Origin of the sequence: Streptomyces araujoniae, assembly GCF_050871195.1 — a bacterium.
Classification (GTDB): Bacteria; Actinomycetota; Actinomycetes; order Streptomycetales; family Streptomycetaceae; genus Streptomyces; species Streptomyces bacillaris.
Genome location: NZ_CP194070.1, coordinates 6169903 through 6179695 on the forward strand (window position 1 = coordinate 6169903; position 9793 = coordinate 6179695).

Below are 9793 nucleotides of genomic sequence, written 5' to 3' on the forward strand. Positions count from 1 at the left end.
GCGTCCGGGAGGAGGAAAGACCGCACCCGGGGGATTCCTCGGGCGGGGTGCACCGATGAACGCCGGGTGAAAGTTTCGAGCGGATGACGGGTGTGTCCGGACTTCCGGGCCGGACGGAGCCCGCCGGATTCCTCCACCGGCCCGCAGTACGGCCGGTGGCCGCAGGCAGTAGTCTGCATTCACGGAACGCGCCCTGTCCACGCGGGAGTGGTGGCCGACGAGTGCGCGGGCACAATTTCCCCGCCCGGCCGCCCGGTTCACAGGCCGCGGACTTATCCGTACTGTTCGCACATTCCCTCTCCCGGGGAACCTTCCTGTCAAAGCCCGCACGGAAGACGAGAGTTCTGCTGATGACCGACAGTGCGGTGGCCGAAACATGCCGCCTGACCGTACGTGCGCCGAGCGTCACCATCGATCTGGCCGTGCCCGCCGACGTGCCCGTCGCCGACCTCCTCCCCACCCTCCTGCGGTACGTCGGTGAGGAGGCCGAGGAGGCCGGGCTCGACCACGCCGGATGGGTGCTCCAGAGGCTCGGCGACGCACCGCTCGACGAGGAGACCACCCTGGCGGGCGCCGGTCTCGCCGACGGGGCCGTGCTCCATCTGCGCCCGCACACCGAGGCGCTGCCCGAGGCCCGCCTCGACGACCTGGTCGACGGGATCGCCGAGACGGTGGGCCGGCGGCTGCACACCTGGCACGCCGGGGCGGCCCGCGGCCTGCTCGTGGGGACCGCCCTGGCGACCGTGGCGGCCGCCCTGGTGCTGCTCTTCCAGCCCGGCGTGACCGGCTCCGCCGGCATCCGGGCCGCCTGCGCCACCGTGGCCGGGGTGCTGCTCCTCGCGGGGGCCGGTACCGCCAGCCGCGCGATCGGGGACCGGCTCTCCGCCACCGCGCTCGGCCTGCTGGTCGCCCCGTGCTTCGCGCTGGTCGGCTGGGTGCTGCCCGGCGGAGAGCTGACCGGGCCCGACGCGGCCCAGGTCGTGGGCGCCCGGCTGCTCGCGGCCGGTGCCGCCGCCGCGGGCGGCGCGGTCCTCGCGCTCGCGGCCACGGCCGTCGGCGCCCCGGCGCTGCTGGCCACCGCCGTGGTCGCGGTCGCCACCGCGATCTCCGGTGGGCTGATGGGCTACTCCGGCCTGGACGTGCCCGCCGCCGTCGCGCTGGTCGCCACCGTGGTCGCGCTCGCCGCCGGTGCCGTGGCCCCCTTCGCCTTCAAACTGGCCGGGATGCGGATGCCCGCCCTGCCCTCCTCCGCCGGACAGCTCCAGGAAGGCATCGACCCGTACGCGGGCGACGAGGTCGCCGAGCGCACCGAACTCGCCGGGCGCTGGGTCACCGCCCTCTTCGCCGCCACCGGAACGGTCGTCGCCGCCGCCCTGACCGTCCTCGCCCACACCCCCGACCTGCCCGAGACGCTCACCGCACTCGCCCTGTCCCTGCTGCTGCTCCTGCACGCCCGGGGCCTGATCGACATCGGCCAGCGCCTCACCCTCGTGGTCCCCGGGATCTGGGGGCTGCTGCTGCTCGCCCGGGCCTGGGCGGTGGACAGCGACGCCGACGGCCGCCTGGTGGTCTTCGCGGTCCTGCTCGCCGCCGCTGCCGGTCTCGTGACCGCCTCGTGGGTCGTGCCCGGCCGCCGGATGCTGCCCTACTGGGGCCGGGCCGCGGAGCTGGCCCACACCGGCCTCGCGGTCGCGCTGCTGCCGTTCGCCCTATGGGTCGCGGGCCTCTTCGGCTGGCTGCGCGGCCTGTTCGGCTGAGTTCCCCCCGTACGCCGCTTGATGGAAGACGAGTTGAGGAGAGGCCGTGCAGTCCAAGCGCGACCAGGTGCAGGCCCACGGATTCATGATGGGCAGGCTCAGCTCGGGCCTGCTCACGGCCGACCCGGACGCCCCGGAGAGCCCGCTGGGCCGGACCACCCGGGGCATCGTCTTCGGCATCCTGGTGACCGTCCTGATCGGGGCCGGCACCACCGTCTACGGGCTGCTGCGCCCCGGCGGCAACGAGACCTGGCGCAAGGGCGAGAACCTGGTGGTCAACCGTGAGACCGGGGCCCGCTACCTGTGGACCGGCACCGACGGGGTGCTCCACCCGGTGCGCAACTACGCCTCCGCCCGGCTGATCGGAGGCGCCCAGCTCAAGGCCGTGGACGTCTCCACCGCCTCGCTGCGGGACGTCCCCGTCGGCTCCCCGGCCGGCATCCCCGGCGCCCCCGACACCCTGCCGGGCCCCGCCCAGCTGGACCCCGGGGCCTGGCACATGTGCGTGACCGGCCCGGACGGGGCGCTGCCCAGCACCTCCGGCGGCGTCACGGGCGCCGGGGTGGAGGAGGCGGGGGCCACCACGCTGGTCGCCGGGGCCCCGCTGGAGACCCAGGACGTCGGCGCCGACCGGGGTGTCCTCGTCAGCGGCCCGGACCGCGCCGAGTACCTGGTGTGGCGGGGCAGCCGGCTGCCCCTGGACCGGGCCTCCGACGCCCGCAACGCCCTCGGTTACGGCTCCGAGCGGGCCATGCCGGTCTCGGCCGCCTTCCTCGACGCCCTGGCCCCCGGCCCGGCCCTGAAGCCCCCGGAGGTCCCCGGGCGCGGCGAGGAGGGCCCGGTCCTGGGCGGCGAACCCAGCCGCGTCGGCCAGCTCTTCGAGGTCAGCGTCCCCGGCGGCGACAGCACGTACCACCTGCTCCGCAAGGACGGCCTGGTGCCGCTCTCCCGGCTGGAGGCCGCCCTCGTGCTGGGCGACCCGGCCACCCAGAAGGACGCCTACCAGGGGAGTTCGCCCCAGGCCCGCGCGGTCGGCGCCGACGCGCTGCGCACCCACCGCGCGAAGGAGTCCGCCACGCCCCCGGCGGCCGGCGCGGAGCTGCCCCGTACGCCTCCCGCCCCGCAGTCCGCGCCGCGCGGCACCGCACTCTGCGCGCAGGTCGACGGCGGCAACGGCGGCGCCCGCATCCGGTCGGTCCTGGTCCCGCTCACCGGGCTGGCCCCCGTCGCGTTCTCGCGGGGAGCCGCCCAGCCGCTGGCCGAGGCCTGCGCCTCCACCGACGCCACGGTCGTCCGGCCGGGGCACGGCGCCCTGGTACGGGCCCTGCACGCCAGCGGTGCGGCCCACGCGTCGACGACCTACCTGGTGGCGGAGAACGGCGTGAAGTACCGCGTGCCGGGCAAGGACGCCCTGGCGGCGCTCGGGTACGGGGAGGGCGATATCGGCTCCGTTCCCGCACCGCTCCTCGCGGCGCTGCCGACCGGCGCGGACCTGGACCCGGCCGCGGCCACCGGTGCCGCCGAGCCCAGGGTCACCGCCCCCCGGTGCGCGGACGGCGCGAAGGCGGCGGCCGGATCGCCCGGTGCCGTCGGAGCCGCCGACTCCCGGCCATGATCCACGCAAACACCCCCAACAGGGCCGAGAACGGGAATCAGGGGCGGTCCAGGCGGCGCGCACGGCCCGGTGCCGCTCGGGGAGATTTGGTGGGGAATTCTCCGGAGGAACCTCAGATAAAGCTCAGAAAATGGGCCGCCCCGGTGCCCGTTCGGATTCCTCCGGTGCCCGTTTCCTGTCTGAACCCCGCCGCGTGGCCATCCGGACCCCGTCCGCGTTCATTTCGGGGAAACATCGGATCAACTTCCGTGCCGTGCAAGGAATGCAGGAACCCGGCCTATGCTCAAATCTTCCTTGCGTACGTTGCGCCGCACACGAGGTTCTCCATAACCTCAGCGGGCAACCACGTGACGAGAGTTGCCTCGACGAAGGGAGCGTGACATGGCGGACACTGGCCAGCGGAGGGCTGATTATGCCAAGGGCTTGGGAGGTGTCTCCTCACTCGAGTCGGCCCGGGCCCAGGTGGAGAAGATCCAGGACAACGTTGCCCAGATCGCGGCGCGTTCGGGCGTCGGCGGGGACGAGGGCCAGGCCCTGCTGAGGCTCTTCCGGAGCTGGACCGGCGAGTCCCAGAAGGTCGTCGTCCAGATCAGCAAGATGATCGACGCGCTTCAGGAGAACGTGACCTCGGCCAACCGGCTGGCCAGGGAGAACCAGGACCTCACCGAGGTGCTCAACAGCAAGACCAGCCAGGGCGTCTTCGAGGCGCTGCGCTGACCCGACCCCGCGTCACCGGTCACCCGTGCGGAGGCCGGACCCCCTCAGCACCACCGGGCCCCGGCCCGGCCATCCGAGAGGAGATGTCATGGCCGACGGCATCATCGATGTGCAGTACTCCACGGTTCGCCACGCGATCGAGGAGCTGAAGCAGCAGACCCAGCAGATCATCACCACCCTCAACAACCTGGAGGGCGAGCTGAAGCCGCTCGTCAGCTCCTGGGAGGGTGACGACCAGGCGATGTACCGCGGTGTGCAGGCCGAGTGGGACCAGGCGACCAAGAACATGGCCCTGCTCCTCGGCGACAGCGGCGACCTCGTCCAGATGATCCACGACAACCACTCGCGGGACGAGCGCCGGAGCGCCGACAACTGGGGCAACGTACGGGCCCGTTAGCCGACTCCGGGTTCCGCCCCACCGCCCCGTCGGCGGGCGGGACCCGGACGCGTCGCGGGCGACCGGAGACCCCCGGCGCCCGCCGCCCCGTACCCCGTCCGGCACCGAACCCGAGGAGGACGCCCCATGGCCGGTGAGAAGGCCGACGTCAAGCACTTCGACCTCAAGCAGATGGAGAACTTCCGGGACTACGAGGTCGAGCCGGTCCAGCGCGACGCGAAGAGCCACCGGGAGGACACCAAGGACGGCGTCCGGCCGCTCGGTGACCTGGTCGCCGGATACACCACCCCGGAGAACCCCAAGAAGGACCAGCAGATCCTGCGCATCGGCAAGATCGGCCGGGGCGAGGAGGGGGACCTGATCTCCGGCAAGACGCTGCTCACCTCCATCACCACGGCCGCCACCGGGATCGACAAGCTCCTCGGCGACCAGGTGACCCTCTTCAAGGAGCTGAAGGAAGCCCTCACCGACACCATCGAGGAGGCGAACAAGACCAAGGAGAAGAACCTCGACGCGATCGACGCGCAGACGCTGCTCCAGACCTTCGACGAGGTGGACGCCCTGACCGTCGGAGGCACCGGCGGCAGCGAAGGAAACTCCTGACCGGCACCAGGACCAGGACGAGGACCAGCACCGAAGGGGCCACCAGTGGCTGAGGTCGGGAACGCGGACCCCAACTCCCGCGACAACATCAACACGCTCAACGGGTACGAGGCGGAGACCGAGGACGCCTGGGCGACCCTGGTCCGCCACATCACCGGCTATCCGGTGCCGGACCGCAAGACGATCTTCGAGAAGCTCACCTCGACCAGCGGTGGCCCGCTGTTCCGGATGGACATCCGCGAACGAGACCTGAAGTCCGTCGTCTCGGAGTCCGGCTTCCTCGTCAACGAGGGCCAGGACTACGACATCTTCTTCCTGAACAGGAACAAGAAGAGCGTCCTGATGCAGGCCCGGATCGTCTTCGAGGGCCGGGTCAAGTCGGACAACGAGATCCACTTCGCGGGCACCTCGTCCGAGGACGTCGACAGTGTCAACGTCCGTGAGGGCAACGAGTTCAAGGACTACAACAAGCAGGAGATGAGCACGATCCCGCTCGCCCAGTACATGAACGGCCCGCGGGCCGCGCTCATGGCGCTGCGGGACGGCGGGACCGAGGGCGTCAAGTTCGCCGGCCTCCAGGTGGACGACACCAACGCCGTCGTGCTCAAGTCCTTCGCCGACACGGGGGAGTCCTTCGACCGGGCCGCCCAGTTCTTCAAGAACAAGGCCGTCGTCCTGAAGGACTGGGAGGACCGCTTCGCCCGCGAGGACGCGAGCTGGAAGGGCGAGGCGGCCGACGTCTTCCGCAATCTGCTGAAGAAGGTCCGCGAGAACTACGACGGGTACGTCGAGACGTTCGCCGCCTCCTCCCAGGCCGACGACGCCACCGGCAGCGGCGGCACGGTCTACTCCCGCGCCCTGTCCATCGGCAGCCAGAGCCTCAAGGGCAGCGCCACGACCCTGCTGGGGAAGTGGCTGGAGTGGGCGCAGTCCGACTACTACGACCCGCTGCGGGTGCTGCGCTATCTGCTCGACGACCTCGCGATGTGGGTGAACCAGCACAACATCGGCGAGAGCAACATCGAGGCGTACACCCACACCGGCTACCAGGGCGCCGGATACACCAGTGTCACCCACTCGCCCAAGGGAGGCTTCTCCCAGGAGCACCCGATCTACGGGGACCTGAGCGACATCGCCAACTGGAAGAAGGTCGGCGACCGGGCCGTCGAGCTGTGGAACCAGGGCGTCGACGAGATGCTGGTCCGGCCGGCCGTCGCGGAGACCTCGAAGCTCAACAACCGCTTCCTGGACCTCACCAAGGACTTCACCGAGAACGTCCCGAAGCCCAAGACCACCAGCACGGCCGGCGAGGACTACGCCAACGACAAGCTCAACGACCCCACGGGCGGCGGTCCGAACATCGATGACTGGCTCGACAAGCTCAACGAGAACAACAACGACTTCCTGAACGACCTGAACAAGAACAACAACGACATCCTGGACGACCTCAACAACAAGAACAACGACATCCTGGATGACCTGAACAGCAAGAACAACGACTTCCTGGACGATCTGAACAAGAACAGCAATAACATCCTGGACGACCTCAACCAGAACAACAAGACCGTTCTGGACGACCTGGGGAACATCAACAACTCGGCGCTCGACAACCTCAACGACCTGGGCAACGCCAACAACGACGTGCTCAACAGCCTGGGCAACCTGGGCAACGCGAACAACGACGTGCTGAACAGCCTGGGGAGCCTCGGCGACAACCTGAACGGCGGCCCCGGCGCGTTCCCGCCGGGCGTCATCCCCCCGGTCACCCAGAGCCTCGGGAACTTCGGCCCCCTCAACGGCAACCAGGACGGGACACGCGGCAACCCGACCGAGGAATTCACCCGGAGCCTGGGCAACCTCCTCGGCAACGGAGGCCTGAACACGCCGACCGGGGGCAGCACCCGGCTGCGGGACGGCGCGATCACCACGGACTTCCCGAACGGCGGCCGGAGCACCTTCGATCCGGAGACCGGGGACCTCACCACCGTCTCGCCGGACGGCTCCACCGTCACCCGCAACCTCTCCGGCGGGGCCAAGATCACCAACCCGGACGGCTCGGTCACCTCGCTCGACCGCGACGGCAACCTGACGACCACCTTCCCGGACGGCTCCAAGCAGGTCATCGACCCGCGGACCGGACAGGCCGTCACCACCAACCCGGACGGCAGCACCACGACCACCGACCTCGGCAACCTGGGCGGGCTGAACAACCCGTCCGGTGGGTCGGACCGGTTGGATCTGGGTGGTCTGGACGGTGCTCGTGGCGGTTTGGAGACGCCGACGGGCGGTCGTACGTCGTTGGGTCTCGACGGGGATCTGAACAGTGTGTTTCCGGATGGGAGCCGGAGTTCGTTCGATCCGGATACGGGTCAGTTGACGATCACTGATCCGGATGGTTCGACGCGGACGGTGGATCTGACGCACGGTGCTGAGGTGACGAACCCGGACGGGTCGAAGACGGTTCTGGACAACGGTCAGTTGAAGACGACATTCCCGGACGGGACGGTGCAGGTCACGGATCCGGAGACGGGCCGCACGACGATCACCGACCCGGACGGCAACACCCGCACCGTCGACCTCGGCGGGCTGAACAACTCCTCCGGTGGGTTGGACCGGTTGGATCTGGGTGGTCTGGACGGTGCTCGTGGCGGTTTGGAGACGCCGACGGGCGGTCGTACGTCGTTGGGTCTCGACGGGGATCTGAACAGTGTGTTTCCGGATGGGAGCCGGAGTTCGTTCGATCCGGATACGGGTCAGTTGACGATCACTGATCCGGATGGTTCGACGCGGACGGTGGATCTGACGCACGGTGCTGAGGTGACCAATCCGGACGGGTCGAAGACGGTTCTGGACAACGGTCAGTTGAAGACGACATTCCCGGACGGGACGGTGCAGGTCACGGATCCGGAGACGGGCCGCACGACGATCACCGACCCGGACGGCAACACCCGCACCGTCGACCTCGGCGGGCTCAACTCCGGCCTGGACCGGGGCCCCGGCGAACGGCTGGACCTCAGCAACCTGGGCAACCTGAACGGCAACAGCGGCGGCGGCTCCACCGGCGGCGGCCCCAGCACGGTCTCCCGTGACGTGCCGCTCTCCAACCTGGGCCTCGGCGGCGGTGGCAGCGGCGGCGGCCTCGGTCCCATCGGGCTCGACAACGCCCTCCTCGGGAACGGTTCCGGCGACGGGCTCAACCCCGGCCAGGCCCCCGGACCGGGCGGACAGGCCCCCGGTGCCCCCGGCGCCCCCGGGATGCCCGGCTCACCCGGTATGCCGATGGGCGGCGCGGGGGGCATGGGCGGTGCCGGAGGCGAGAAGGGCAACGGCGAACGCGTCCGCGCCGTGCTGGTCGACGCGGCGGAGGAGAGCGCCCGCCGCAAACGCCGGCGCCGCGGCGCCTGGAACCGCCAGGAGAGCGAGGACACCTTCCTCGCCCCCGCCCCCCGGGTCTCCACCACCAGCAACGGCAGCGACCCCCGGGGAGCCGAGGAGCCGGACGGCGCCCGCAGGACCACCAGTTCCTCCGCCTACCTGGAGGAGGACGAGGACGTCTGGGGCACCGAGGAGGGCGGCAGCCCCGCCGTGATCGGACGGTGACCGCGCCGGCCCCCCGGCCCCGGCCGGAGAAGAGACGCATCCCATAGGGACGGCGCGCCGTACGGGCTTCCCCCGACGGGCGGTCACCAGCAGAATCGTCAGGTGTTGATCAAGGTGTGCGGCCCGCGGGGCGGCACACCGGGGCCGACAGGAACGGAGAAGGGAACATGGGCGTGCCGGAACCTCTGGAGAAGCGCCTGGAGACGGCGATGGCCGAACTCCAGGAAGCACAGGAAGCCATCGCGCGGACCGAACACGAGCTGCGGCAGGCCTCGTTCGCGCGCCTCTCCTCCGACCGCGCGGTGCGCGTGACCGTGGGCCCGCAGGGGGAGCTGACCAGCCTGGAGTTCCTGGAGAACAAATACCGGGACATGTCCCCCCAGGAACTGGCGGCCAGCGTCATGGAGGCGGCCGCCGAGGCCCGGCTGGCGATGAACCGCCATGTGATGAAGGCCCTGATGCCCTTCACCGAACCCAGCGGCGCCGTGCCGGAGCTGCCGGGCTTCGAGCTGGACTGGGCGAAGATCTTCGGCCCCGAGGTGCTGGAGAAGGACGACGAGGAGGACCGGCCGCGGCCGGACGCCGCCAAGCCCGCCTGGCGGGACGCGCTCGACGAGGAGGGTGACTGAGATGGCCGGACGCTACTACTTCGACCCCAGCCGGGTGGAGTCCCTGACCGAGCAGCAGGACCAGATCGCCGATCTCGCCATGTCCATCCTGACGGACTTCCGCGACGGCGTCTTCGCGACCGCGGGCTGGACCGGCACGGCCGCGGGCACGGACGAGATGAGCCAGAAGGCCACCGAACGGGACCGGGACGAGACCCAGAAGGTCACCGCGACCATGACCGGCTTCCGGGACGCGCTCAGCGCCAGCACCGCCGCCATGAAGGACCAGATCCACCTGGTGCGCCAGACCCGGGACACCAACCTGGAAGGCCTCCACACGTACAACAGCCGCACCGAGACCGACGGTGTGTACGGCGACGGCTCGGGTGGGCGTGCGCGCCACTGACCTCCGCCGCGACGGCCGCTCCCGCACCACCGGGGGAGCGGCCGGTCCGTGCTGCCCGGACGGCACCGGAGGCGGCCGCCGTTGAGCATC

The 9793-nt window shown here is 70.7% G+C and carries 8 protein-coding genes; all 8 read left to right on the forward strand.

What is annotated here, in order from left to right; genetic code table 11:
- Positions 1–350 precede the first annotated feature (350 nt).
- The 8 genes from eccD (at position 351) to ACQ9ZG_RS26630 (ending at position 9703) form a co-directional block, all read left to right on the forward strand.
- Positions 351–1757: a type VII secretion integral membrane protein EccD gene (gene eccD, locus ACQ9ZG_RS26595; protein WP_499281294.1), complete on the forward strand. Its 1407-nt coding sequence runs from the start codon at positions 351–353 to the stop codon at positions 1755–1757.
- A gap of 46 nt (positions 1758–1803) precedes the next feature.
- Positions 1804–3372, forward strand: coding sequence for a type VII secretion protein EccB (eccB, locus tag ACQ9ZG_RS26600; RefSeq protein WP_499281295.1), 1569 nt, complete (start codon positions 1804–1806; stop codon positions 3370–3372).
- A gap of 381 nt (positions 3373–3753) precedes the next feature.
- Complete coding sequence (locus ACQ9ZG_RS26605; RefSeq protein ID WP_026237564.1) at positions 3754–4089, forward strand: hypothetical protein; 336 nt, start codon at positions 3754–3756, stop codon at positions 4087–4089.
- A gap of 88 nt (positions 4090–4177) precedes the next feature.
- Complete coding sequence (locus ACQ9ZG_RS26610) at positions 4178–4486, forward strand: WXG100 family type VII secretion target (RefSeq protein WP_018488242.1); 309 nt, start codon at positions 4178–4180, stop codon at positions 4484–4486.
- Positions 4487–4612: 126 nt separating this feature from the next.
- Complete coding sequence (locus ACQ9ZG_RS26615; RefSeq protein ID WP_018488241.1) at positions 4613–5089, forward strand: type VII secretion system-associated protein; 477 nt, start codon at positions 4613–4615, stop codon at positions 5087–5089.
- Positions 5090–5134: 45 nt separating this feature from the next.
- Positions 5135–8689 (forward strand): AAWKG family protein, encoded by a 3555-nt coding sequence (locus tag ACQ9ZG_RS26620; protein WP_499281296.1) that lies wholly within the window; start codon positions 5135–5137, stop codon positions 8687–8689.
- 173 nt (positions 8690–8862) lie between these two features.
- Positions 8863–9318, forward strand: a complete 456-nt coding sequence (locus ACQ9ZG_RS26625; RefSeq protein WP_028419126.1) for a YbaB/EbfC family nucleoid-associated protein — start codon at positions 8863–8865, stop codon at positions 9316–9318.
- 1 nt (position 9319) lies between these two features.
- A complete protein-coding gene (locus ACQ9ZG_RS26630) occupies positions 9320–9703 on the forward strand; it encodes a hypothetical protein (protein WP_018490392.1) in 384 nt (127 codons plus the stop codon).
- The last annotated feature ends 90 nt before the right edge of the window (positions 9704–9793 follow it).